The sequence below is a fragment of the Cupriavidus sp. FW305-27 genome, from assembly GCF_058787995.1.
The window spans coordinates 80874-106082 of sequence record NZ_JBYTAG010000011.1; the positions used below are offsets into that span (position 1 = coordinate 80874).

General features: G+C 67.6%; 24 protein-coding genes. 10 read left to right on the plus strand and 14 right to left on the minus strand.

Annotated features, from left to right (window positions below; translation table 11 throughout):
* Positions 1 to 8: 8 nt before the first annotated feature.
* On the minus strand, positions 9 to 428 hold the full coding sequence (locus tag AC3WRI_RS07645) for a PaaI family thioesterase (protein ID WP_011616948.1): 420 nt from the start codon (positions 426 to 428) through the stop codon (positions 9 to 11).
* Between the two features lie 306 nt (positions 429 to 734).
* Here AC3WRI_RS07645 and AC3WRI_RS07650 point away from each other — a divergent pair, with 306 nt between their 5' ends.
* Together AC3WRI_RS07650 and AC3WRI_RS07655 are read left to right on the plus strand one after the other, a co-directional pair.
* Complete coding sequence (locus AC3WRI_RS07650) at positions 735 to 2141, plus strand: selenium-binding protein SBP56-related protein (RefSeq protein ID WP_010809721.1); 1407 nt, start codon at positions 735 to 737, stop codon at positions 2139 to 2141.
* Positions 2138 to 2803 (plus strand): hypothetical protein, encoded by a 666-nt coding sequence (locus tag AC3WRI_RS07655; protein WP_010809720.1) that lies wholly within the window; start codon positions 2138 to 2140, stop codon positions 2801 to 2803. The genes AC3WRI_RS07650 and AC3WRI_RS07655 overlap by 4 nt, the downstream gene beginning before the upstream one ends.
* 9 nt (positions 2804 to 2812) lie before the next feature.
* On the opposite strand, the gene uraD is transcribed toward AC3WRI_RS07655, so the two are convergent.
* Positions 2813 to 3331 (minus strand): 2-oxo-4-hydroxy-4-carboxy-5-ureidoimidazoline decarboxylase, encoded by a 519-nt coding sequence (uraD, locus tag AC3WRI_RS07660; protein ID WP_010809719.1) that lies wholly within the window; start codon positions 3329 to 3331, stop codon positions 2813 to 2815.
* 124 nt (positions 3332 to 3455) lie between these two features.
* Entirely contained in the window at positions 3456 to 4400 is a 945-nt protein-coding gene (locus AC3WRI_RS07665) for a LysR family transcriptional regulator (RefSeq protein ID WP_011616945.1), read from the minus strand.
* 390 nt (positions 4401 to 4790) lie between these two features.
* Between AC3WRI_RS07665 and AC3WRI_RS07670 the strand changes: the two genes are divergently transcribed.
* From AC3WRI_RS07670 to uraH (AC3WRI_RS07680), 3 genes are read left to right on the plus strand one after another with little or no spacing between them, the layout of a single operon-like run.
* Entirely contained in the window at positions 4791 to 6137 is a 1347-nt protein-coding gene (locus AC3WRI_RS07670) for an MFS transporter (RefSeq protein WP_492292972.1), read from the plus strand.
* A 1-nt stretch (position 6138) separates the two neighbouring features.
* Positions 6139 to 6648: a hydroxyisourate hydrolase gene (gene uraH / locus AC3WRI_RS07675; RefSeq protein ID WP_010809716.1), complete on the plus strand. Its 510-nt coding sequence runs from the start codon at positions 6139 to 6141 to the stop codon at positions 6646 to 6648.
* A gap of 31 nt (positions 6649 to 6679) precedes the next feature.
* Positions 6680 to 7015 (plus strand): hydroxyisourate hydrolase, encoded by a 336-nt coding sequence (uraH, locus tag AC3WRI_RS07680; RefSeq protein WP_010809715.1) that lies wholly within the window; start codon positions 6680 to 6682, stop codon positions 7013 to 7015.
* 66 nt (positions 7016 to 7081) lie between these two features.
* On the opposite strand, the gene AC3WRI_RS07685 is transcribed toward uraH (AC3WRI_RS07680), so the two are convergent.
* Positions 7082 to 7528 carry a winged helix-turn-helix transcriptional regulator gene (locus tag AC3WRI_RS07685; protein ID WP_010809714.1) on the minus strand — a complete coding sequence of 149 codons (447 nt, stop codon included), beginning with the start codon at positions 7526 to 7528 and terminating at the stop codon, positions 7082 to 7084.
* A gap of 103 nt (positions 7529 to 7631) precedes the next feature.
* Here AC3WRI_RS07685 and AC3WRI_RS07690 point away from each other — a divergent pair, with 103 nt between their 5' ends.
* Positions 7632 to 8879 (plus strand): MFS transporter, encoded by a 1248-nt coding sequence (locus AC3WRI_RS07690; protein ID WP_492292974.1) that lies wholly within the window; start codon positions 7632 to 7634, stop codon positions 8877 to 8879.
* A 47-nt stretch (positions 8880 to 8926) separates the two neighbouring features.
* Here AC3WRI_RS07690 and AC3WRI_RS07695 read toward each other — a convergent pair whose 3' ends face one another.
* From AC3WRI_RS07695 to AC3WRI_RS07720, 6 genes are read right to left on the minus strand one after another with little or no spacing between them, the layout of a single operon-like run.
* Positions 8927 to 9913 (minus strand): Bug family tripartite tricarboxylate transporter substrate binding protein, encoded by a 987-nt coding sequence (locus AC3WRI_RS07695; RefSeq protein ID WP_052181609.1) that lies wholly within the window; start codon positions 9911 to 9913, stop codon positions 8927 to 8929.
* 59 nt (positions 9914 to 9972) lie between these two features.
* Positions 9973 to 10734 carry a cupin domain-containing protein gene (locus AC3WRI_RS07700; protein ID WP_011616939.1) on the minus strand — a complete coding sequence of 254 codons (762 nt, stop codon included), beginning with the start codon at positions 10732 to 10734 and terminating at the stop codon, positions 9973 to 9975.
* Between the two features lie 14 nt (positions 10735 to 10748).
* Complete coding sequence (locus AC3WRI_RS07705) at positions 10749 to 11576, minus strand: GntR family transcriptional regulator (RefSeq protein ID WP_492292976.1); 828 nt, start codon at positions 11574 to 11576, stop codon at positions 10749 to 10751.
* Positions 11573 to 13354 carry an acyclic terpene utilization AtuA family protein gene (locus AC3WRI_RS07710; protein ID WP_492292978.1) on the minus strand — a complete coding sequence of 594 codons (1782 nt, stop codon included), beginning with the start codon at positions 13352 to 13354 and terminating at the stop codon, positions 11573 to 11575. The genes AC3WRI_RS07705 and AC3WRI_RS07710 overlap by 4 nt, the downstream gene beginning before the upstream one ends.
* 23 nt (positions 13355 to 13377) lie before the next feature.
* Positions 13378 to 14145: an enoyl-CoA hydratase/isomerase family protein gene (locus tag AC3WRI_RS07715; protein ID WP_010809708.1), complete on the minus strand. Its 768-nt coding sequence runs from the start codon at positions 14143 to 14145 to the stop codon at positions 13378 to 13380.
* A gap of 2 nt (positions 14146 to 14147) precedes the next feature.
* A complete protein-coding gene (locus AC3WRI_RS07720) occupies positions 14148 to 15398 on the minus strand; it encodes a CaiB/BaiF CoA transferase family protein (RefSeq protein ID WP_011616935.1) in 1251 nt (416 codons plus the stop codon).
* Between the two features lie 146 nt (positions 15399 to 15544).
* Between AC3WRI_RS07720 and AC3WRI_RS07725 the strand changes: the two genes are divergently transcribed.
* A complete protein-coding gene (locus AC3WRI_RS07725; protein ID WP_041688048.1) occupies positions 15545 to 16138 on the plus strand; it encodes a hypothetical protein in 594 nt (197 codons plus the stop codon).
* Positions 16139 to 16155: 17 nt separating this feature from the next.
* On the opposite strand, the gene AC3WRI_RS07730 is transcribed toward AC3WRI_RS07725, so the two are convergent.
* From AC3WRI_RS07730 to AC3WRI_RS07745, 4 genes are all read right to left on the minus strand, one after another.
* Positions 16156 to 17745, minus strand: a complete 1590-nt coding sequence (locus tag AC3WRI_RS07730) for a gamma-glutamyltransferase family protein (RefSeq protein ID WP_439672604.1) — start codon at positions 17743 to 17745, stop codon at positions 16156 to 16158.
* Between the two features lie 65 nt (positions 17746 to 17810).
* A complete protein-coding gene (locus tag AC3WRI_RS07735; protein WP_439672603.1) occupies positions 17811 to 18788 on the minus strand; it encodes a Bug family tripartite tricarboxylate transporter substrate binding protein in 978 nt (325 codons plus the stop codon).
* Between the two features lie 273 nt (positions 18789 to 19061).
* Positions 19062 to 20513: an NAD-dependent succinate-semialdehyde dehydrogenase gene (locus AC3WRI_RS07740; protein WP_010809703.1), complete on the minus strand. Its 1452-nt coding sequence runs from the start codon at positions 20511 to 20513 to the stop codon at positions 19062 to 19064.
* Positions 20514 to 20522: 9 nt separating this feature from the next.
* Entirely contained in the window at positions 20523 to 21788 is a 1266-nt protein-coding gene (locus AC3WRI_RS07745) for a 4-aminobutyrate--2-oxoglutarate transaminase (protein WP_010809702.1), read from the minus strand.
* Between the two features lie 140 nt (positions 21789 to 21928).
* Between AC3WRI_RS07745 and pdxR the strand changes: the two genes are divergently transcribed.
* From pdxR to AC3WRI_RS07760, 3 genes are all read left to right on the plus strand, one after another.
* Positions 21929 to 23443, plus strand: coding sequence for a MocR-like pyridoxine biosynthesis transcription factor PdxR (gene pdxR / locus AC3WRI_RS07750; protein WP_010809701.1), 1515 nt, complete (start codon positions 21929 to 21931; stop codon positions 23441 to 23443).
* A gap of 65 nt (positions 23444 to 23508) precedes the next feature.
* A complete protein-coding gene (locus AC3WRI_RS07755) occupies positions 23509 to 24693 on the plus strand; it encodes an amidohydrolase family protein (protein WP_439672602.1) in 1185 nt (394 codons plus the stop codon).
* A gap of 136 nt (positions 24694 to 24829) precedes the next feature.
* A complete protein-coding gene (locus AC3WRI_RS07760) occupies positions 24830 to 25171 on the plus strand; it encodes a hypothetical protein (protein WP_010809699.1) in 342 nt (113 codons plus the stop codon).
* Positions 25172 to 25209 lie beyond the last annotated feature (38 nt).

Here is a 25209-nt window from a genome sequence, read left to right on the forward strand (position 1 = left end):
CGGGCTGCCTACTTCAGGTACTTCATCGTGGCGACGCCGGTTGCCACCAGCAGCTCCCCATCCAGCCACACCTCTGCGCGCGAGAAGAAGATCGAGCGCCCGCGCCGGTCGACCATGCCCTTTGCGGTCAGCAGCTTGCCCGTGCCGTTGCTCAGGAAGTTCGAGGTCAGCGACAGCGTGACCGCATGGCGCGCGGCCTCGCCCGGCGCCGAGTAAAGGCCCGAATAGCCAGTGGCGGCGTCGAGCAAGGTGCAGATGGTGCCGCCATGCACCACCCGGCTGCGGTTGAGCATATTGGGCGCGAGCGGGAGCTCAAGTTCCACATAGTCGTCGCGCCACCGGGTGATCCTGACACCGATGCTCTCCAGTGCCGGATTGTCCAGGCAGAACTCATCATCGCCCTCACCTTGAGGTTTCACCGCATCCATTGCTTGGGTTTCCATTTCGCTGATCGTTTCGCTGATACCGGTGTGGCGCGCGTTGCGCGCGCTGGCCCGGAACCCCGTTTCTGCTTGATTCATGGCTTTTCGTAAATCTCTATTTCACGAAGCGAATCTTTTGCCAGCATGAATAAGCCCCCTGGGGGTCATTCACTTGCCGCGCCTGCGCCGCCTTTGACTCGGTATTGAGAACGACCTAGGCTAAGTAGGCTTACCCTGCACCTTGGCCACGCGCCAAGGGCAAGTGATGTACCGGCGACGTTGCGACGTCCTGCAAAACCAGGAGGGTTCCCCATGAACATGCGGCCAGATCCGACATTTCACGCCTCGCCGGAACTCGCGATCAGCGCACCAGCGGAATCATTTGCTTATACGGTGCTGCTAAGCCCCGACGCCTCGCAGCCAGACGCGCTCGCGGTGATCGACGCCAAACCCGGCTCGCCCACCTACAGCCAGGTGGTGCATACCGTGCCGATGACCAACAAGGGCGACGAGTTGCACCATTTCGGCTGGAATGCGTGCTCGTCGTCGTTGTCGCCGCTGACCGGCCACGCGTTTCTCGAACGGCGCTACCTGATCATTCCGGGCATGCGCTCTTCGCGCCTGTATATCATCGACACCAAGCCGCACCCGACCCAGGCACGGATCCACAAGATCGTTGAGCCGGACGAGATCTTCCGCAAGACCGGCTACTCCAGGCCCCATACCGTGCACTGCGGGCCGGAGGGCATCTACGTCAGCACGCTCGGGGGCGGTGGCCCGGATGGCACGGACGGCGCGCCCGGCATCTTCATCATGGACTGCGAGACCTTCGACGTGCTGGGCCGCTGGGAAATCGACCGCGGCGAACAGGAGAAGCACTACGACTTCTGGTGGAACCTGCCGCGCGACTACATGGTGTCGAGCGAATGGGCCCTGCCGCCGCAGTTCGAGAACGGTCTGGTGCCCGAGGACCTGCTGGGCAACCGCTACGGGCACAAGCTGCATTTCTGGGACCTGCGGGCGCGCCGCAACGTGCAGACCATCGACCTGGGCGCCAACCACCAGATGGCGCTGGAAGTCAGGCCTGCGCATGATCCGATCCGGGAATACGGCTTTGTTGGCGTGGTGGTCGATACCACCAACCTGGAGGGCTCGATCTGGACCTGGTGGCGCGAAGGCGGCAAGTTCCACGCCGAGAAGACCGCAACCATCCCCCCCGAAGCCGCCGATGCAAGCCTGCTGCCGCCGCTGCTGCAGGGCTTCGGTGCCGTGCCGCCGCTGGTGACCGATATCGATCTGTCCCTCGACGACAAGTTCCTCTACGTGTCCTGCTGGGGCACCGGCGAAATGCGGCAGTACGACGTGACCGATCCGCGCAAGCCCAGGCTTTCTGGGTCGGTCCATATCGGCGGCATCGTCCGGCGCACGCCGCATCCCAACGGCAAGCCATTCGCCGGCGGCCCGCAGATGGTCGAGATCAGCCGCGACGGCAAGCGCGTCTACTGGACCAACTCGCTCTACTCCACCTGGGACAACCAGTTCTACCCAGACGGCATCCCCGGCACGCAAGTCATGGCGCATGCCGGCCCGGACGGCGGGCTGACGCTGGCCGATGACTACTGGGTCGAGTTTCCGGAAGGCTACCGCGCGCACCAGATCCGGCTGGAAGGCGGCGACTGCTCGACCGACTCGTTTTGCTATCCCTCGGTCAAGGCTTGACCGGTCACGCCTGGGAACAGATCGGTCTCTGGTCGGCAGTGCTGGCCAGCGGCCTCTATCACGGCATCAACCCGGCCATGGGCTGGCCGCTGGCGGTATCGAACGGCTTGCTGGCGCATAGCAGCCGCGCCCTCCTTGCCGCGCTCGGGTACCTGGCTTTCGGGCATGCGCTTGCGGTATTGGCGGTGACGCTGCCTTTCGGCATGCTGGCGGCCCTGGTCGCCTGGCAAGCGCAGATCCGCATCGGCGCCAGCGTGCTGCTGATCGGCTGCGGCATCGTGCTGCTGCTCAGGCGAGGCCACCCGCGCGCACTGGTGCGCATCGCGCCATCGCGGCTGGCGCTATGGTCGTTCGCGGTGGCGATCGCGCATGGCGCCGGCCTGATGCTGGTGCCGATCTATCTTGGCCTCTGCCGTGCCGAGACGGACCTGGGGCACCAGGCCGCCGCCACGCTCGCCAGCGCCAACCTGGGCATGGCGCTGCTGGTTTCCGTCATCCACACCCTGGCCATGTTCGCCGTGGGCGGCGCCATGGCGTGGCTGGTCTACCGCTACCTGGGACTGAAGTTCGTATCGCGGAGCTGGTTCAACCTGGAGGCGGTCTGGGCCGCCAGCCTCATCCTGGTGGGGATGCTGGCGCTGGCGCTTGAGGCCTTTGGATAGGCGCTGGACTCAACCGGCCAGCCGCGCCGCCAGCCGCCCTCGCGTGATCGCGGCGATCTGTGCCAGCGCTTCATCAAGCTCCTGCTGCGTGCTGCGGCCAAGCCGGCGTTCGAACGCGGCGAAGATGCCTTCGCGGGTGTAGTGGCGCACGCAGATGATGAACGGGAAGCCATGGCGCGCCTGGTAGTCCGCGTTAAGCTGGTCCAGCGCGGCCTCTTGCTGCGCCGACATCGCGTCCAGGCCGGCGCTCTTCTGCTCGGCGTTGGAATCGGCGGTCATCGTGCCCGCGCGGATATTGCGTGCCGACAGCTGCGGGTGCAGGTTCAGGAAATCGCGCTGGCGCGGTTCGTCAAGCTTGCGCACCACGTCCATCATGGCGCCATGCAGCGCCGTTGCCGATGCGAACGGCCGCTGCGCCCAGGCGCCCTCGGCAGCCTGCGGAAAGTGTTCGAACACGCTGCCGAAGGCATCGGCAAAGGCCGCTTCGTCCAGGGCGTTGACCGACGCCAGGTCGAGTGGTTGAGACATGGATGCTTCTCCCGTAGGGATCCCGCGCATGGGGAATCATTGGATACGGGGCCGAGTATAGGAACGGCCCGCCGCAGCGGCGAGAGCCCGCGCCCTATAGATCCCATAACAGAAACCGATACCGCTAGCGGCGCATATCGCGCAGGTCGCGCAGCTCCTGCGAGGCGGCGGTCAGCATGCCGCGCAGCCAGACGTGCGCGGCCGAGCGGTGGCGCGACGGGTGCCACAGCTGGTAGAAGCGCATGAACGGGAACTCGATCGGCGGCTCCAGCACCGCAAGCGGCACATGCTGCGCATGGTAGTTGGCGAAATGGCGCGCGGTGGTCAGGATCAGGTCGGTGCCGGGGATCAGGCTGGGCGCCAGGTTGAAGTAGGGACAGCTGACGCGGTTGTCCCGGTGCACGCGCATGGTGCTCAGGCCGGCATCGACCAGGCCGCGCTGGTCGCGCGAATATGGCGTGGGCACGATATGCGAGGCGCCCAGGTAGGCCTGGGCCGTAAACTTGCCGGGCTGCGCATGCACGCTGTCCTGCGCCACCACGCACACCACCTCGTCTTCCAGCAGCACCGACAGATGCAGGTGCTCAGGCGGGTTGGGCCAGTTGCCGATCACGATGTCGACCGTACCCGCCGACAGCGCCTGCTCGTAATCGAAGGTGGCCCCCAGCGGCAGCGCCGACAGCCGCGCGTGCGGCGCCGCACGCCGCACCGCGCGCACCACGTGCGCGAAGAACGGCGGCGCCAGGTAATCAGGCATGGCCACCACGAAGCTCTGCTCGGTGGTGGCGGGATCGAAGCGCTCGTCCGAGACCAGCAGGTTGTCCAGCGCGCTGAGCGCGGCCTGGGCATTGCGCGCCAGCTGCAGCGCGCGCTCGGTCGGCACCATCACGTTCTTCTCGCGCGTGAGCAGCGGGTCGTTGAAGATCGCGCGCAGGCGCTTGAGCGCGGCGCTGATGGCCGGCTGCGACTGGTTCAGGCGGATCGCGGTGCGCGACACGCTCTGCTCGGCGATCAGGATGCACAGCACGCGCAGCAGGTAGGTATCGAACGGGTCGTCGGCGCGAATCATGTTGGGTCCGTGGCAGCAAAAGTGGAGGCCTGGCGGGTGCGGCCGCCGCCGCTCCGGGCGGCAACGCCATGCCAGGCAATGGCGACTTTGTAGCGTGTCGCGCACCGCACGGCAACCGGTACAACCCGCACGAGCCTGCCCGATGCGCGTGCGCGCACCCCGGAAAACGGCCCGCCTAGGGTAATCCATAGGTCCGCCCGGCCCCGGCCGGAGCACCCGCAAACCCGCGCCACACAAGGGATTGCAGCCCATATCGGTGCTGCTATGGGGCCTATACCAGCCCCCTCGTTTCGCATTGGCGGGCCATTCATATACTTGCTCCCAACCCGGCGGACGGCATGCACCGCCGCCAAGCAAGACCTGGCAGAACACGACAAGACAGGAGACATCATGTCGATCACGAAACAAGGCATCCCGGTATTCGCCGGCACCGCCGACGACGCCGAGGACAGCGTCTACCGCAAGGTAACCTGGCGCCTGCTGCCCTTCCTTGGGGTGCTGTGGGTACTGGCCTGGCTGGACCGGGTCAACATCGGCTTCGCCAAGCTGCAGATGCTGGACGCGCTGCAGTTCAGCGAGGCCGTGTACGGGCTGGGCGCGGGCATCTTCTTCCTTGGCTACTTCTTCTTCGAGGTGCCGTCGAACATGCTGCTGCAGAAGATCGGCGCCAAGAAGACGATCATGCGCATCACCATCTGCTGGGGCGTGATCTGCATGCTGCAGAGCTTTGTCACCACGCCCACGCAGTTCTACATCCTGCGCTTCCTGCTGGGCGCGTTCGAAGCCGGCTTCTACCCGGGCGTGATCCTGTACCTGACCTACTGGTATCCGTCGCAGCGCCGCGCGCGCGCCTTCGGCACCTTCATGTCCGCGTCGGCCATCGCCGGCGTGCTGGGCGGGCCGCTGGCCGGCTGGATCATGACCGGCATGGCTGGCGTGAGCGGCATGCACGGCTGGCAGTGGCTGTTCATCCTGGAAGGCATCCCGTCAGTGCTGGCCGGCATCTTTGCCTGGTTCTACATGACCGACAAGCCGGAGCAGGCGCGCTGGCTCTCCGACGACGACAAGCGCGTGCTGCAGGACGCCCTCAAGCGCGACAACGCCGCCCTGGGCGAGCGCGGCCACGACTGGCGCACGCTCTTCACCAACCCCAAGGTGTGGCTGCTGATCGCGATCTACTTCTGCCTGCTGTGCGCCAACTCGACGCTGACCTTCTGGATCCCGACCGTCATCAAGGACGTGGGCTTCACCACGCCAATGGCGGTGGGCTGGATCGCGGCCGTGGCCTACCTGTGCGGCGCCGCCGGCATGATCCTCAACGGCGCGCATTCCGACCGCCGCAATGAAGTGCGCTGGCACTTCAGCGGCTCGGCGCTGGTCGGTGGCGGTGCCATGGCGGTGCTGGCCGTGCTGCTGGGCGCGCAGGTGCTGTCGCCGGTGATCGCACTGCTCGCCATGACTGCCGCGCTGGTCGGCACCATGAGCGCCATCCCCGTGTTCTGGCAGCTGCCTAACCGCTACCTGGCAGGCAGCGCCGCCGCGGTGGGCGTGGCCCTGATCAACTCGGTGGCCAACCTGGCCGGCTTTGGCGCGCCTTATGTGATGGGGCTGATCAAGAACACCACCGGCAAGCTCACCTCCGGCCTGTACCTGGTGGCGGTGATCGAGGTGCTGGCCGCGGTGCTGGTGCTGGCCGGCATCCGCAAGCTGGGCAAGCACGGCAAGCAAGGGGCCTGACATGGACAACCATAGCTTCGATCCCACCCGCCGGCGCTTCGCGCTGCAATCGATGACGCTGGGCGGCGGCGCGCTGCTGGCTGGCGCCAGCTGGGGCGCAACGCCCGATGCGGCGGCCCCCAACCAGACCGCTGCACCGGTGCAGCAAGGCGGCCTGAGCCCGCGCCTGACGCTGCACGCGCTGGACACCTATAACGGCACGCCCGCGGCCGGCATGCGCGTGGAGATGTTCCGCATCGACAATGGCCAGCGCACGCCGCTGCAGACCGTCACGCTGGCCGCCAACGGCCGCAGCGAACCGCCGCTGCTGATCGGCGACAGCTACCGCACCGGCACCTATGAGCTGATCCTGCACGCGGACGAGTACTTTGCCGCGCGCAAGGCCAGCCTGCCGCAACCGTCGTTCCTGTCGAAGATCCCGCTGCGCCTGCGCGTCACCGACGCCAGCCAGCGCATCCACCTGCCCGTGCTGTTCGGGCCGTGGAGCTACAACTACTACCGCGGCAGCTGACGCCGCGGCCCAACCCGGAGACCAACGCATCATGGCAGGCATCAGCACACATGTGCTCGACGTATCCCTGGGCCGCCCCGTGGCCGGCATGCAGGTGGAACTGTTCGACGTTGCCACCCAGCCCCCGCGGCTGATCGCGCGCACCCGCACCAACCACGACGGCCGCACCGACGCGCCGATGCTGCCGCCGGCGCAGGCGCGCACCGGCGAGTTCGAATTGCGCTTCTGGGTAGCGGACTACTTCCGCACCCCCGACGTGTTCGCCGATATTGTTCCCGTGCGCTTTACCATCGCGGACGCCGCGCAGCACTACCATGTGCCGTTGCTGTGTTCGCCGTGGAGCTTCGGGACTTATCGGGGCAGCTGAAGGCAGCAGCAGGTCGCCCGCGCTGCAAAGCGCGGCGACTGTTGACGACCTCGCCGCCGCCCCCTCCTAGCGCGGCTTGCGCACTTCCGTTTCCCCGGGCAACAGCACATCACCGTCGCTGGTCCGGGGTATCATCAGCGGCACCGGCTTCCCGGTCCGCTTCTCCACCATCAGCGAGCGCCGCTCGCCGCGCGCAAACAGATGTTGTTCGCCCCATTGGCGCAAGGCCAATACGATGGGGAACAGGCTCTCTCCCTTCTTCGTCAGCACATACTCGTGATACGCGCTGCCATCGGAAGCCGGCTGCGTCGTCAGGATGCCGGCTTCCACCAGCCGGCGCAGGCGGTCGGACAGGATGTTGCGCGCGACCGCCAGGCTGCGCTGGAAGTCGCTGAAGCGGCGCATGCCGTCGAAGGCATCGCGCACGATCATCAGCGACCAGCGCTCGCCGACCAGTTCCAGGGTACGAGCAACGGGGCAGGTTTCATCGCTCGGGTCTTTGCGGGTGGCCATGTCTTGGTTGCCTTGGGGCTGTGCAGCCCGTCAATGTAGTTGCATTTTAAAACCAGTACGCTTACGCTTCAACTGGTTTTGTTTTGCAACCACATGGACTGGTATGAAAACCTCCCCCGCTACGCCGGTGACGGCACCGCCTCCGACTTGCCCTGCGACACCGTGTGCGAACGTGCCGCGCGGCGCGGTGCTGCTGTTCGCCTGCGCCAGCGGCCTGAGCGTCGCCAATGTCTATTACGCCCAGCCGCTGCTGGATGCGCTGATGGCGGATTTCTCCATCAGCGCCGGGGCCATCGGCGGAGTGGTCACCGCCACCCAGCTTGGCTGTGCCCTGGCGCTGCTGTTGCTGGTGCCGCTGGGCGACCTGGTGCAACGCCGCCGCCTGATGCTGGCACAGGTGCTTGCCCTGGCCGGCGCGCTGGCTGCCGTGGCGCTGGCGCCGTCCGTTACGGTGCTGCTGGCGGGGATGCTCCTGACCGGCTTGCTCGGCACCGCCATGACCCAGGGATTGGTCGCCTATGCGGCCGCGGCTGCAGGACCGCATGAGCGCGGGCACGTGGTCGGCACCGCGCAGAGCGGTGTCTTTATCGGACTGCTGCTGGCGCGTGTCGTGGCCGGCGGCGTCAGCGACGTGGCCGGGTGGCGCAACGTCTATGTCTGCGCCGCAGCGGCGATGCTGGTGCTTGCATGGCTGCTATGGCGCACGCTGCCAGTGGTGGCCAGCGCCGGCCAGCGCATGCGATACGCCAGCCTGGTCGCATCGATGTTCCTGCTGCTGCGCCGCAACCGGGTCTTGCAGATCCGGGGCACGATCGCGCTGCTGATGTTCGCGGCGTTCAACATCTTGTGGAGCGCGCTGATATTGCCGCTGAGCGCTCCGCCCTATGGGCTCTCGCATACGGCCATCGGCGCCTTCGGGCTGGTTGGCGCGGTGGGCGCCCTGGCGGCTGCGCGTGCGGGGCGCTGGGCGGACCAGGGCTTCGGGCAGCGCACCACGCTCGCGGCACTGGTGCTGCTGGTGGCGGCCTGGCTGCCGCTGTCATGGCTGGAGACCTCGCTGTGGCCGCTGGCCATCGGCATCGTGCTGCTCGACCTGGGCGGCCAGGCCATCCACGTCACCAACCAGAGCATGATCTTCCGCACCGATGCCGCGGCGCACAGCCGGCTGGTCGGCGCGTACATGCTGTTCTACGCGGCGGGCAGCGGGCTGGGCGCGATTGCCACCACGGCGGTCTATGATGCTGCCGGCTGGCGGGGCGTGTGCGCGCTGGGCGCCGTGGTCAGCTTGCTGGCACTGGTGTTCTGGGCCGCTACCCGGCGCTTCATGCCGGCGCAAGCACCTGAGGTGTAGGGGCAGGCCTGCAGGAGGCGTTCTGCGCATCAACGCCCCCCCCTACGTCACTCGGGCTCGATTCCCGCTGCCTTGATCACCTTGGCCCATTTCAGGGTCTCGCTGCGGACAAAGGCGGCCAGTTCCTCGGACGTCGATGGCGCAGGCTGACCTCCGGTGCGGGCAAAGTAGTCGGTGGCAGCCGGCCCGGTCAGGCCGTTCCGCATCAGTTCGCTCATGCGGTCCACCACGGGCTTCGGCGTCCCGGCCGGGAAGAAGGCCGCCGACCATGCCACCATCTCATAGCCGGGCAGGCCGCTCTCAGCCATCGTGGGGACATCCTTGAGTACCGGATTGCGCTGCGCAGTGGTCACCGCGACCGCGCGCAGCTTGCCGCCCTGGATCAGCGTCATGGCCGGAGAAATATCGGAGATCATGAAATCGATCTGGTGCCCCATCAGGTCGGTCAGGGCCAGCGGCACCCCTTTGTAGGGCACGTGCAGCGCCTGCACGCCGGCCAGCATCTTGTAGAGTTCGCTGGCGATGCGGGTCGACGAACTGCCGCTGGCAAACGTCAGCGTCCCATTTCTTGCCTTGGCCAGCGCCGTCAGGTCTGCCAGCGTGCGTACCGGACTGTCGGGCGGCACCACCAATACCAGCCCGCTCTTGGCGATCAGCGATGCCGGGGCGAAATCCTTGATCGGGTCATAAGGAAGCTTCTTGAACAAGGACGCATTGGCAGCATGCGTGGTGTTGGTCGTCACCAGCATGGTGTAGCCGTCGCCGGTTGCGCCGGCCACGGCCTTGGCGGCAATGAAGCCGTTGGCGCCCGGACGGTTGTCCACCACCACGGGCTTGCCCGTCTGCGCGGTGATCCGCTCGGCGACAAAGCGCGCACTGCTGTCGGTGCCGCTGCCCGCGGGAAACGGCACGATGACGCGGACTGGCTTGTCCGGATATTGGCTGGCGTCCGCGGCCTGCGCCGTCGCGGCTGTGGCCGCGGCCAGCGGCAACAGCAGCCCGATGGCCACTTTACGCATGCATGGATGAATCATGGTCTGTCTCCTCGTGCCTTTGGCATCTGTTCATTGTCTGGGCCCTGCGCGGGCCGGATTCAGGGCACCGCGTCGTGCGCCCGCACCAGGATGGCCTCGCACGGGCCACCTTGCGCCGCAAAGCTGAAAGTGCCGCCCTCCGGCACAAAGACCCAGTCCCCCGACGTCGCGGTGAACTGCTGGTCGTTGATCTCGCCGCTGACCGAACCCGACTGCAGGAACAGCACCTGCTCAGTCGCCGCCACCGAGTGCGCTTCGGCACCGCCCGTGGCTTCGAGCTCCAGTGCGCGAATATCCAGATGCCGAGCGCCGACCGTGTCGCGCGTAATCACGGGTCTGGCACGGACGCGATGGTAGTGAGGCAGGCTTTGGGCCGCCTCATGCATCGGCACCTCGCGCAAGCTGTCCGCCTGCGCGCTGCTGCGGGGATCATCCGCTGCGCTGGCCACCACGGCCGCGTTCGGGTTTTCGCTGTACGGTGGGGCGTACACCACCATGACCTGCACCGGCTCGTCGCTGACGACCTCGAAGCGGTGGAATACACCCATCGGATTGAAACCCCAGTCGCCCGCACGCAGGGTGCGCGCCCTGCCGGCGACCTCGCCGATGCCCTCGCCCGCCAGCAGGTAGGACGCCTGCTCCAGGTTCGGATGCGCATGGGGCAAGGCGCCATGGCCGCGAGAAATCGTGCCCAACAGCACTTCGATGCGCCGCGCGCCGACCGTCTCCCTGCCGATCACGCGCTGGTTGGCGGTTCCGGTATGGTTGGCCGGGGAATAGGCGGGCACATCGGCGGCGCGTCGTACGAATTGCGATGTCATGCGTTGTCTCCTGGTTAGTCGTCTTGCCGGGCAGCAGCTTTCGGCACGGCCAGTTCGGGGTAGCGCTCGGTAAGCTGCGCGGGCATCTCCACGTCGAGGATGAAGCGGTCGCCGCGGTACCAGAAGCGGCCCGCCGTGAGCACGTTGCCGTCGATACCCAGCGTGGTACGGACAATGCGCGCGACCGGTGCCGCGAAGGCATAGTCCAGGTCGCGCGCCAGCATGGCGTCGGCCGGCTCAACGGTCATGGTCTGGCGCATCGTGCCAAGCCGGTCGCCCAGCTGCTCCCGCAGCAAGTGGGCAATCTTGTGATGCTTCTCAGCGCCGCGCGGGAACCTGGCGAACACCGCGTCGGCCACATACAGCTCGATCAGGCAGAACGGCATCCCGTCATGCACGTGCAGCTTGCGCAGCATCACGTAGCGGTCCATCGGCGCGCCGCAGGTGGCAAGGCCGGGCGGCAGGGCCATGTTCTTGCGCTTTTCCAGGATGCGGATCTCGAGGCCGCTGGCGCCAACCGAGACATCGTTGATGGCCGAGCGCATGCCTTCGCCCGGGCCGGACGGCACCATGATGACGTGCGTGCCGCGCCCGCGCTGGCTGCTGATCAGCCCTTCCTCGGTCAGCAAGGCAAAGGCCTGCCGCACGGTGACCTTGGCAAGGCCGTACGCCTGCGCCAGGTGCTCGACCGTGGGCAGCTGGAACCCGACCGGATACTCGCCGGCGACGATCTTGTGGCGCAGCACGCTTGCCAGTTGCCGGTAGCGGGTCACGCCGCCGGCGTTATCGTCGGCCAGCGCGATGCCGCCATTGGCTGCGACCTTGGCGCTGGCGCGTGTCATGACAGCAGGCTCCGCGGCACGCGCACCGGCATCGTCAGCAGGATCTGCGCCATCCCCTTGCCTAGCGGGTCATTGCGCAGCGATGCCATGCCGCCGCCATCGAGCGCCGACTCGCAGACAAAGTTCATCGCGTCGAAGCCCGGCAGGTCATAGCGCGAGACCGGCCCCAGCACCAGGTGGCCCAGCCAGTCGGCCACGCGCGCCGCCGTGACCTCGGCGCGCAGCAGCGGGAGGTATTCCGGCCGGCGCGCAATCAGGCCGATATTGGAGATATCGCCCTTGTCGCCGCTGCGCCCGTAGGCAAGCCGGACCAGGGGGACTTCAATGCGGTCGCCACCGGCAGGGATGGCGGCAGCCTGCGCCGCGGCGGGGGCGGCGGCGTCCGTCGCTGCGTGCCCGGCCGGGATGGAGACGGCAGTCCACATGCCATCCATGACCACCGTCGGCGACAGCGCACCCTTGTCCAGCAGGAAGGCGTATTGCCGGATCGATGGCGACGGGCTGGCGCGTCCGCCGCCCGATCCCGTGGTGCCGGGCGACCAGCTCGTGCCGGCCGCCGCGATTTCGCGGGCGAATAGTTCAAGCGCCGCCTTCTCGGGATGCGTGACCGCAAGCCGCATGATGGCCTCGCGGGTATGGCGCGCCGCAGCGTGCGGCCCGAAGCAGGATTCGGCTCCCAGCACTTCGACCCGGGTGCGGGTGTAGTCGCCCCAGCCGTTTTCCGCGAAGAGCCTGCGCGTGCGGGCCAGGATGGCCTCGGCCGTGCGCTCGGCCTTGGCCGCCGCGTCAATGCCGACGATGGTCAGCTGGGCATTGCAGCGGAAGCCTTCCATATAGGTGGCACTGACCTTGTAGCAGTTGCCCGGCGCACGCCCACGGGCGCCGCGCACCTCGACCAGGTCCGGCCCGGCCTGGCGCAGCGCCACCTGCGTGAAATCGCAGGTCACGTCCGGCAACAGATAGGCCGAAGGGTCGCCGATCTCGTACAGCACCTGCTCGCCCACCGTGGCAGTTGTGACCAGTCCGCCGGTAGCGGGTGGCTTGCCCACCAGGAAGCTGCCGTCCGCCCGGCACTCCACCACCGGATAGCCGATGTTCGGCCAGTCCGGCACCTGCTCCCAGTCGGTATGCAGCCCGCCTGTCGCCTGGCAGCCGCACTCGATGATGTGGCCGGCCAGGCTGCCCTGCGCCAGCCGGTCATAATCGTGCGCCCGCCAGCCGAATTCGTGCATCAGCACGCCCAGGGTCACCGCGCTGTCCACGCAGCGGCCGGTAATGACGATCTGCGCGCCCTGGTCCAGCGCCTTGCAGACCGGCAGCGCGCCGAGATAGGCATTGGCGCTGACCAGCTTGTCCGGCAGCGGCAAGCCCTTCTGCATGTCGGTGATGCCTGCCTCGCGCAGCGATGCCACCAGCGGCATGACATCATCGCCCTCGACCACGGCGATGCGCACCGCAATGCCCTGCTCGGCGGCGATCGCCGCCAGCGCCTGCGCGCAGCCCTGCGGATTGATGCCGCCGGCATTGCTGACCACGCGGATGTTGCACTCAACGATCTCCCGCAACAAGGTCTTCATCGTCACCGTGACGAAGTCGGTGGCGTAGCCAAGCTCCGGCTTGCGCAGGCGAGCCGCGGCCAGCACGGACATGGTCAGCTCCGCAAGGTAGTCGAACACCAGGTAGTCGATCCCGCCATGGCGCACCAGTTGCGGCGCGCCCACGCTGCTGTCGCCCCAGAATCCGCAAGCGCCGCCGATGCGCACTGTCTTGTCATGCATGGTCCTGTCTCCTTGCCTTTCTCTTACTTGCCGGTCCAGTTCGGCTTGCGCTTTTCGCGGAAGGCGAGCTGGCCCTCGCGCGCGTCCTCGGTCATGGCGAACAGGCCGATCTGGCTTTCCGTGAACGCCATCGACTGCTCGAAGGACATCGCATCGATATGCTTGAGGGTATAGAGCCCGCGCCGGATCGCAGCGGGCGCCTTGTCGAGCAGCCGGCCCAGCAGCCAGTCAAGCTTGCCGTCCAGGTCCGTACTGACGTGGTTGACCAGCCCTGCCGCCAGCGCTTCCTGCGCGGTCAGCGGCTCGCCGCAGAGGCACAGCTCATTGAGCACGCGCCGCGGCACCAGATGCTGCAGCACGCTCAGCACCTGCGCCGGGAACACCCCCACCTTGACCTCGGGCAGGCCGAACACAGCCCGCTCGCTGGCCACCGCCATGTCGCACATGGCCATCAGCCCCATGCCGCCAGCCATGCAGGCGCCATTGACGCGCGCGATCAGCGGCACGTTGGAGCGCCGCGCGCAGCGCAGCAGGTCGGCAAGCCGCTGGCTCGGCTCCGAATAGTCGAACGCAAAGGACTTGCCGCTCTGCAGGTCGGCGCCCGCGCAAAAGGCCTGGTCTCCGGCACCGGTGATGACCACGGCGCGGATGGCGTCGTCGTGGTTGGCACGGTCGATCCCCGCGTGCAACCCGTCCAGTACCGCCGGATTGATCGCGTTGCGGCGCTCGGGCCGATTGATGGTCAGCCAGAGGACCGCGCCGCGGACTTCGCACAGGAGTTCTTCATTCATGTTCAGGCCTCGCTTGCCGTGCCAGCCGTATGCACCGATGCCTGGCGCGGTTCGCGCGATGCGCCGGATGCCATCAGGCTGTCGATGTCGGCCTCGTTGTAGCCGGCCTCGCGCAGCACTTCGCGGCTATGCTCGCCCAGGGCCGGGGCATGGCGGCGCTGCGATGGCGGCGTCCCGTGCCATTCGCTGGGCACCGACATTTCGCGGATGCGGCCCACCGCCGGGTGGTCGGATTCGCTGAAGAAGCCGATGTCATTCAGGTGCGGATCATCGAGCAGCGATTCAAAGGTGTGCATCGGGAACACCGGGATATCCGCCTCCTTCAGCAGCACTTGCCATTCCTCCGTGGTCCGCCTGGCCAGTTCGTCGCTGACCATGCCGTAGAGCTCGGTGATGTGCGCCGTCCGGGTAGTGATGTCGGCGAAGCGCGGGTCGGTGTCGTACAGGCCGGGCTTGCCGATCACCTTCAGGAAGGCACGCCAGTGATGGTCGTGATAGATCAGGCAGCAGACATGGCCGTCGCGGGTCCGGTAAGGCCGGCGCTCGGGAGACAGCAGGCGTGGATAACCGAATCCGCCCTTGGCTGGCACGAAGGTCTCGCCATAGAGATGGTCGCCCATCACGTAAGGCACCATGGTTTCGAACATCGGCACATCGACGCGCTGGCCGCGGCCGGAGGTCGCCCGCGCGTAGAGCGCGGCGCAGATCACGCCGAAGGCATAGAGTCCGACGGAACGGTCGGCAATAGTCAGCGGAAGATAGCGCGGAATGTCGCCGGTGCCCATGGCAACCGCCTGGGGCAGCCCGGTGGCGGCCTGGATCAGGTCGTCGAACGCCGCTTGCGGGGCATAGCGTCCGCGCTGCGAGAAGCCGAACATGCCGACATAGACCAGGCGCGGATTGATCTGCGCCAGCGTCTCGTAGTCCAGCCCGAGCCGTTGCATCGCCTGGGGCCGGACGTTGTACGCCAGCACGTCCGCATCCGCCACCAGGCGCAGCAGCGCCTCGCGCCCCTGCGGCGACTTCAGGTCCAGCACGATGCTGCGCTTGTTGCGGTTCAGCCCGAGGAAAAGCGGCCCCATCTTCTCATTGCCGCAGGGCCCGATGCCACGGGTGCTATCGCCCGCGGGCGGCTCCACCTTGATCACATCCGCGCCGAGGTCGCCGAGCATCTGCGTGGCCGAGGGGCCCATGAACACCGCCGTGATGTCCACGACCTTGACGCCAGCGAGTGCTCCAGTCGGTGTCTCCATCCTTGCTCCTGCCTTGTTTCTATAGTTCTATTAATAGGACTATATGACAAGCGGACCGGGTACGCAAGGACCACGGGCAGACGTGAAGATGCATGGCAGGAAACAAGAAAGCCGTAGAATCCTGGCTGACAACTTCCCTCAAGACCGTGAAAGCACTTTCCCGCCTGAACCTGCAGCAGGCCGCCCTGCTCTGCGCCACCCTGCTGACATCCGTTTCGATCCATGCCGCGCCCCCTGCCCAGCCTGACGCAGCCGGCAACACCGCTGCGCCGCTGGGACTGGAGCTGGGCAAGGCCAGGTGCTCTCGCCTGGCGCCGCCGCAGAATCACGCCAGGACCGGCAAGTCCGAGTGGGCCGGTGGCGACGCCGTCGAGCTCAGGCACCTGGAGCGCTTCCACCTGCAGGGCCTGACGCGCGTGATCCTGAACTGCGATGCGCAGGACACCGTGGCGTTGATCACGATGACGTTCGAGCGCCCGGCGCTGGATGAGGTGCGCAAGAAGCTCGACGAGCGCTATGCGTCCCTGCGCAAGACCGAAGGCGCGGCGGAGAATGGCTATGCCGAGTGGTCCGCCGCCAATGGCAGCCTGGAGTTGCTCTATGGGCGCGACAGCAAGCACTTCACGGTGGCGTACTGGGCCAGGGGCGCGAAGGCGAAGTACTTCTCATATAGCGGCACTGACAACAAGAAGCCCGCCGCGGCCACGCCTGCCAGCCAGCCTCAGCCGGCGCCGCTGTGACCGCGGGCGGCTCGCCCCTAAAACCCCACTGCCTGCCCGTCGCGCCGCGAGTCCGAGGCCGCGATGTAGCCGTCCGGCGCCTTGTAGATGAGCTGCGCCGAGCCGAACTCCAGGCTGTCGCGCGGCGCCACTTCAACGCGATGGCCCATGCCGCGCAGCGTGGCGACCACATCCGGCGGCAGATGCGCCTCGACATTGACCACCGGCCCGTGCTCAACGCGGAAGCGCGGGGCATCGCTCATGGCCTGCGGATTCTGGCCGAAGGCGGCAAGCCGCGCCATCATCTGGACGTGGCCCTGTGCCTGCATCGAGCCACCCATCACGCCGAATGACATCACCGGCTCGCCATTGCGGGTGACGAAGCCCGGGATGATGGTGTGCATCGGCTGCTTGCCCGGCGCCACGCAGTTGGTGTGGCCGGGCTTGAGGTTGAAGCCCGCGCCGCGGTTATGCAGCGCGATGCCGGTGCCAGGCACCACCACGCCGGAGCCGAAGCCGCGGTAGTTGGACTGGATATACGACACCATCGAACCCGCCGCATCCGCGCTGGACAGGTAGACGGTGCCGCCGCTCTTCGGGATGCCAGCGGTAGGTGTGCCGGCGCGTTTCATGTCGATCAGCGCCGCGCGCTCGGCAAGATAGGCCGGATCCAGGAAGGCGGCGGGCGCGTGCTGCATGGTGGCCGGGTCCGACACGTGGCGGTGCAGGTCGGCGAAGGCCAGCTTCATCGCCTCGATGCTGGCGTGATAGAAGCCGGCGCTGTCGCAGCCCATGCCTTCCACGTCGAAGCGGTCCAGGATGCCAAGGCCGATCAGCGCGGCGATGCCCTGGCCGTTCGGGGGAATTTCATGGAGCGTGTAGCCGCGGAACTGCTGCGCCATCGGCTGGACCCAGGCGGCGCGATGTGCGGCCAGGTCGTCGGCACGGATGGCGCCTCCGGTTTCCTCGGCGAACGCGACGATGCGCGCGGCGAGTTCACCCGTGTAGAAGCTCTCGCCATCGCTCTCGGCAATGCGCTGCAGCGTGGCGGCCTGCTCCGGGAAGCGCCAGCGCTCGCCCGCCTGCGGTGCCCTGCCGTCGCGCAGGAACGCCTTGGCAAAGCCAGGCTGGCCGGCCAGCACCGGCACCTGTGCGGCCCATTGCCGTGCGATCTGCGGCGACACCAGGAAGCCCTGTTCAGCGTACTCGATGGCCGGCGCGAACAGCCGCGCGAACGGCAGCTTGCCGAAGCGGGCCGACAGCGCCTTCCAGCCCGCGACCTGGCCCGGCACGGTGACCGTATCCCAGCCCACCTGGGGCATGCTGTCGTGCCCGGCGAAATGATCCAGGGTCCAACGCGCCGGCGCCCGGCCGCTGGAGTTGAGCCCGTACAGCTGCCCCTCGTGCCAGACCAGCGCGAACATGTCCCCGCCAATGCCGTTCATCACCGGCTCCACCACGGTCAGCGCAATCGCACTGGCAATGGCGCTGTCGATGGCATTGCCGCCTTCGTACAGCATGCGCAGCCCCGCCTGCGCGGCGAGGGGCTGGCTGGTGCTGACCGCGTTGGCGGCCAGCAGCGGCATCTTTTGCGACGGGTAGGGAAAGGTCCAGTCGAAAGGCAACATCGGGAACTCCATTCAGAACAGGTAAAGGGGCGCGCGGGCGGCGCCCCAGGGTTGCTGCACGCGGCTTATTGCAGGGTCACGCCGGACTGCTTGACCAGCTTTTCGGTGCGCGGGATCTCCGCGCTGACCATCGCGCTGAAATCGCCGACGCTGCCGCCGCGCGGCTCGGCGCCGGTGGCAGCCAGGCGTTCACGGAACTCCGGCGCCTTGAGCAGCTTGTTGATCGAGACATTGAGCTTGCTGACCACGTCGGCCGGCGTGCCCTTGGGCGCGACAATGCCGTACCACGGCGCGATATCGAAGCCGGCATAACCCTGCTCGGCAATCGTCGGAATCTCCGGCGCGTTGGGCGAGCGCTTTGCGGTGGACATGCCGAGCGCGCGCAGCTTGCCGGCCTTCACATACGGCAGGCCGGTCATGATGGTGTCGAAATACATCGACACCTGGCCCGACAGCAGCGCCGGGATCGCTTCGCCGGCGCCCTTGTACGGCACATGGACGATATCGATGCCGGCCGCGGCCTTCAGCATCTCGCCGGCGATATGCGAGGTGGTGCCGGCACCGAACGAGGCATAGGTCAGCTTGCCCGGATTGGCCTTGGCATACGCGACCATCTCGGGCAGCGTCTTGAACGGCAGCGAGGGGTTGGACAACAGGATATTCGGCGTGACCGCGACCACTGCCACCTTCTCGAACGCATCCGGGTCATAGCTGAGCTTCTTGTACAGGAACCGGTTGGTCACCATCGACGCCGGCCCGGACATCAGCAGCGTATAGCCATCGGCCGGCGCGCGCGCGGCCGCCTCGCTGCCGATCATCGCGGCGGCGCCCGGGCGGTTTTCAATCACGAAGGTCTGGCCGTATTCCTTGCCGAGGCCAAGGCCGATCTGCCGCGAGATCAGGTCTGTGGCCGAGCCGGCCTGGAACGGCACGACAATACGCACCGGCTGGCTGGGCCAGTCGCGGGCGCCTTGCGCAAGTGCCAGTGAAGAGGCCGCCAGCATGGCGACTGCAAGCAGGCTGCGGATAGCAGTGGAACGCATCTTTGTACCCTCATCGATAGAAGAAATGGCATCCGCTGACAGCAACGGATGGCACTTCCCAGTCCGCAATATGCGTGCCATTGGCGTTGGGCCGATCGCGGCGCGCGTCCTGTCCGCCCCCTTCCGTTTCCTGGAAGTTTGCGCAGGTCTTGCACCGGAGTCGCCCACCTGGCACCGGCATTCGCCGGACTGTCTTGTCTCCGTGGGGCCAGCGCACTGCGTGGGTGCGCCGTGCCCCGCCCTGGTGGTGGGGTGTTCCTCACCCCATTGTTGTTATTCGACTTCCATGCAGAGGTACTTCGTCTCCAGATACTCGTCGATGCCATGGCGTGAGCCTTCCCGGCCCAGCCCCGATTGCTTGACGCCGCCGAACGGCGCCACCTCATTGGAGATCAGCCCGGTATTGATGCCGACCATGCCGTACTCGAGCCCCTGCGCCACGCGCCAGATCTTCGCCATGTCGCGCGAGAAGAAGTAAGCGGCCAACCCGGATTCGGTATCGTTGGCCATCGCCACCACTTCTGCTTCGCTGGTGAAGCGGAACAGCGGTGCCAGCGGGCCGAAGGTCTCCTCGCGCGCGACCCGCATCGATGCAGTCGCATTGGCCAGCACCGTGGGCGCGAAGAAGGTGCCGCCCAGCGCATGGCGCTGGCCGCCCGTCAGCACCGTGGCGCCTTGCGCGAGCGCGTCGGCGATATGCGCTTCGACCTTGGCCACCGCGTCGGCGTCGATGAGCGGGCCTTGCGTGACCCCGCTGTCGACGCCATGGCCCGGCCGCAACTGCTCGACCGCGCTGACCAGCCGGCGCGCGACCTCGTCGTAGACGCGGTCGTGCACATAGATGCGGTTGGCGCAGACACAGGTCTGGCCGCTGTTGCGGAACTTGGAGGCAAGGATGCCCTCGACCGCGCGATCCAGGTCCGCGTCATCGAAGATGATCAGCGGCGCATTGCCGCCCAGTTCCAGCGAGAGCTTCTTCACGGTGCCTGCGCACTGCGCCATCAGCAGCTTGCCGATCGCGGTCGAGCCGGTAAAGCTGAGCTTGCGCACCACCGGGCTGGCGCACAGCACGCCGCCGATCTGCACGGCGTCGCCGGTCACCACCTGCAGCACGCCACGCGGCACGCCGGCCTGTTCGCCCAGCACGGCCAGCGCCAGCGCCGTGAGCGGCGTCTGTTCGGCCGGCTTGACGATGATGGTGCAGCCGGCGGCGAGCGCCGGGCCGACCTTGCGCGTGATCATCGCCGCGGGGAAGTTCCACGGCGTAATGGCCGCGCACACGCCCACCGGTTCGCGCAGCACCAGCATCTTCTGGCTGCTGCGCGGGCTGGCCAGCACCTCGCCATCGACCCGCTTGGCTTCCTCGCCAAACCACTCGAGAAAGCTCGCGGCATAGGCCACCTCGCCACGCGCCTCGGGCAGGGGCTTGCCTTGCTCTGCGGTCATCAGCCGGGCCAGGTCTTCCTGGTGCGCCAGCATCAGGTCGGCCCAGCGGCGCAGCACGGCGGCACGCGCCTTGCCCGTCTGTGCGCGCCACGCCGGCAGCGCGCGCTCGGCGGCGCGCACCGCCTGTTCGGCTTCGGCCGCGCCGGCCAGGGGCACCGAGCCGATCCGTTCACCGGTTGCCGGGTTGCAGACGGCGAGCTCTGCGCCGCTTTGCGCCCCGGTCCATTCCCCGTCGATCAGGCAATGGCTGCGCAACAGCGCGGTATGTTGGAGTTCCATGTGTTCCCCTTATTCGGCCAGCGCCTGGGTCAGCACCGCCAGCGCCGCGTCGAACTGCGCCTGCGGGATGGTGAGCGGATAAAGGAAGCGGATGACATTGCCGTAGGTGCCGCAGGTCAGCAGCACCAGTCCGGCTTCCAGCGCACGCGTCTGCACGCGCTTGGCATGCTCGGCGCTGGGCTGGCCTGTGGCGGGATCGCAGAATTCGGCGGCAACCATCGAACCCAGCCCGCGCACCTCGGCCATTGCGGGGCAGTGCTTGCGCTGCGCCAGCAGGTGCTCGCGCAACTGCTGGCCCAGGCTGGCAGAGCGCTCGCACAGCTTTTCTTCCTCGATGACGTCGATGACCGCGTGCGCCGCCGCCACCGCCAGCGGATTACCGGCATAGGTGCCGCCGAGGCCGCCGGGCAGCGGTGCATCCATGATCGCGGCCCGGCCGCTGACCGCCGACAGCGGCATGCCGCCGGCCAGGCTCTTGGCCATGGTGATCAGGTCCGGCTCCACGTCATGGTGCGACATCGCGAACATCTTGCCGGTACGGCCAAAGCCGGTCTGCACTTCATCGGCGATCAGCACGATGCCGTGCTGATCGCATACGGCCCGCAGCCCCCGCATGAAATCGGCCGGCGCCGCCTGGAAGCCGCCTTCGCCCTGCACCGGCTCAACGATGATCGCGGCCACGCGGGCCGGATCGATATCGGTCTTGAACAGGCCTTCAAGCGCCTGCAGCGCCCGCTCAGTGCTGACGCCATGCAGCGCGCTGGGGAACGGAGCGTGGTAGATGTCGGAGGGGAACGGGCCAAACCCGATCTTGTACGGCGCCACCTTGCCGGTCAGCGCCATGCCCAGCAGCGTGCGTCCATGGAAGGCGCCCGAGAAGGCGATCACGCCGGGGCGGCCGGTATGCGCACGGGCGATCTTGATGGCGTTCTCCACGGCCTCTGCGCCGGTGGTGAACAGGGCCGTCTTGTTCAGGCCCTGGATCGGCACCAGCGCGTTGATGCGCTCGGCCAGCGTGACATAGCCCTGGTAGGGCACGATCTGGTAGGCGGTATGCGTGAAACGCTCCAGCTGCGCGGCGATGGCCTGCATCACGCGCGGGTGGCGATGGCCCGTGTTGAGCACGGCGATGCCGGCGGCGAAGTCCGTGTAGGCACGGCCTTCCACGTCCCACAGCGTGGCGTTCTCGGCGCGGTCGGCGTAGAAATCGCACATCACGCCCACTCCGCGCGGCGTCGCGAGGGTACGGCGTTGGTTCAGTTCGAGGTTTTTCATGGTCATTGTGCGGTAAGGACTGTCGGCACCGGCCGACTCGCGAAACGGGCACCGCTGGCAGGGGCCCAGCGATGACAGCCATTTCAACCGGCCTTGGCCCTATAATCCAGTACCGCTTTCGCAATTCCGATGGTGCCAATTTGAAATCGATCTGCGGCGACCAGCTGCTCCAGCGCCTGGGCCCCGAAGGCACGGCGGCACTGGGCAAACCGCTCAACCGCGGCCTCTACGAATGCATCCGCGGCGCGATACAGGACGGCAGCCTTGCGCCGGCCACCCGCTTGCCGCCGCAACGCGACCTGGCCGCCGAACTGGGGCTGTCTCGCAATACGGTGATGTTTGCCTACGACCAGCTGCTGGCCGAGGGCTACCTGTATGCACGCACCGGCAGCGGCACCTTCGTTGCCGCCACCGCGCCGGAGCGCTACCTGAACGCCGCCGCGGTGCCGGCGACCGAGGTCGGGCCGCAGGCCATGCCCGGGCTGTCACCGCGCGGACAGCGGCTGCTGGCCAATGCCTCGGCCTCGCCCACGCAATGGGGCGCATTCATGCCGGGCGTTCCCGACGTCACGCGCTTCCCGCATCGCCGCTATGCACAGATCTCGGCCCGCGTGTGGCGCAACCCGCACCCGGAGTGGCTGAGCTACAGCCATGGCGGCGGGCTGCCGGCGCTGCGCGAAGCCCTGGCGGCGCATCTGCGGGTAGCGCGCTCGGTGCGCTGCGATCCGGACCAGGTGCTGATCACCGAGGGCATACACCAGGCCATCGACCTGGTGGTGAGGATGCTGGGCTCGCCCGGCGACCAGGCGTGGGTGGAGGAACCCAGCTATTGGGGAATCCGCGGCGTGCTGCAGGTCAGCGATATCGGCATGGTGCCGAAGCTGGTGGACGACGAGGGCCTGACGCTGCCCGACACGGAGGCCGGCGGGGAGATGCCCGCGCCGCGCTTTATCTTCGTCACGCCCTCGCACCAGTACCCGCTTGGCGCCGTGATGAGCCTGAAGCGCCGGCGCGCGCTGCTGGAGTACGCCCGCCAGCGCGGCAGCTGGATCGTGGAGGACGACTACGACAGCGAGTTCCGTTTTTCCGGGCAGCCGATCCCGTCGTTGCAGGGCATGGAACCGGATGCGCCGGTGATCTATATCGGCACCTTCAGCAAGACCCTCTATCCGGGCTTGCGCATGGGCTACCTGGTGTTGCCGCGCAGCCTGGCCGGCGCCTTCCAGACCGCGCACGCCGAGCTATACCGGGCCGGCCACCTGATGACGCAGGCAACCGTCGCCGAATTCATGCAGGCCGGCGACTATGCCGCCCACATCCGCCGCATGCGGCCGCTGTATGCCCGACGGCGCGCCATCCTGGCCGCGTTGATCGAGCGCTATCTCGGCCCCGGCGCGCTGCATGAGCACGGCAGCAATGCCGGCCTTCACCTGGTGCTGCGCCTGCCCGACGATGCCGACGACGTGGCCATCACCGCCGCCGCCCGCGCGCGCGGCATCATGGTGCGGCCGCTGTCGCGCTATTTCATCGGCGATGCCGTGCAGCGAGGCCTGCTGCTGGGGTATGCCTGCGTGCCGGAGGAGGACATCGCGCCGGCCTTCGACAGGCTGCTCGGCTGCCTGCCGCGCGGCGGCATGCGCGCCCCGCAGCGTTGAACCGTGCCGAGAGACAAGCCCCGCCGTCCTGAAGGCGGCTTCATCCTGAAATAACGGAAGATGCAATGAATCAACTGTTGGTCCGCAATGTCCGGCTCGCAGCCGGGAACCAGGTCGATATCCTGATCGCAGACGGCCAGTTCGCGCGCATCGGCACCGGGCTTGAGGCGCCGGCCGGATGCCAGGTCGAGGACGGCGCCGGCACGCTGGCGCTTCCCGGCCTGGTCGAGGCGCACACCCACCTGGACAAGACCCTGTGGGGCATGCCCTGGTATCGCAATGAGGTCGGCCCCAACCTGACCGACCGCATCGACAACGAGCGCCGCTGGCGCGCCGCCACCGGCCACGATGCCCGCACGCAATCGCTGGCGCTGGCGCGCGCCTTCCTTGCGGCGGGCACCACGCGGCTGCGCACCCACGTCGATATCGACACCGACGCGGGCCTGCGCCATCTGCAAGGAGTACTTGCCACGCGCGACCAGCTGTCCGCGCAGATGGACATGCAGATCGTCGCGTTCCCGCAGTCGGGCGTGCTGGGGCGCCCCGGCACGGAAGCGCTGCTGGATGCGGCGCTGCGCGATGGCGCCGACATCCTCGGCGGGCTGGACCCGTGCGCCATCGAAGGCGACCCGGTGCGCGCACTGGATGTCCTGTTCGGCCTCGCGCAGCGCCATGGCCGCCCGCTCGACATCCATCTGCACGAGCCCGGCACCATGGGCGCCTATTCCCTCGACCTGATCCTGCAACGCACGGCCACGCTGGGCATGCGCGGCATGGTCACGGTCAGCCATGCGTTCTGCCTGGGCGACATTGCCGATCGCGAGCGCGACGCGCTGCTGCGGCGCATCGCCGACCTTGGGGTTGTCATCGTCACCACCGCACCGCCGTCGCGCCCGGTGCCGCCGGTCGCCGCGTGCCGCGCGGCAGGCGTCAGGATTGCCGGCGGCAACGACGGCATCCGCGATACCTGGACCCCATACGGCTCGCCCGACATGCTGGAGCGGGCCATGCTGATCGGCCTGCGCAACAACTTCCGCCGCGATGACGAACTCGCGCTTGCGCTCGATTGCGTGACGCACGCGGCCGCCGGCGCATGCGGCTTCCAGCGCTATGGCCTGGCGCCGGGCGACCGGGCGGACCTGGTGCTGGTCGCCGCGCAAACAGTGGCCGAGGCGGTCGTGGCAAGGCCGGTGCGGCAACTGGTGGTGTCGGCCGGCCGGGTCGTGGCACGCAACGGCGCGCTGGCATGAACGCATCCGTCAAATAGACTAGCTGCAGGGCGGCGTTGAGATCGTGCACTTGCGTTGCGCGGTAGTCGCTTGCAAAGCACATTGGCCGTCGGGCCCGGGTGACAAGCGGGCCACAACCACACGGAGGTGGTAGTCGATGAAGCCTCGTCACGATCCACAGCAATGGCGCCGCTTCTATATCCTTGATGAGAAGAACCGGCCAGTGCAGGTAGCCGACCACGACGAATGGTCGCGCTGGATGGCGGACAACGACCTGGTATTCCGCCGCACCCTGCTGGAGCAGTCCGGCGGCACGGTGACGACCCGCTTCCGGGGCGTGTCGGAGGCCGCGCCGACGGACACCCCCTTGTTCATCACGCGCGTGACCGGGCTGGCCGAGCAGGACAATGAAAGTTTTGGCGCGCAGACGCTTGACGCGGCGCTGGAACAGCATGAGCGGATCGTGCAGAAGCTGCTGCGCCAGCTGACCGGGCGGTGACCGGCAGCCGGACCAGTGCGCCCTTGCCTGAGCCTTAG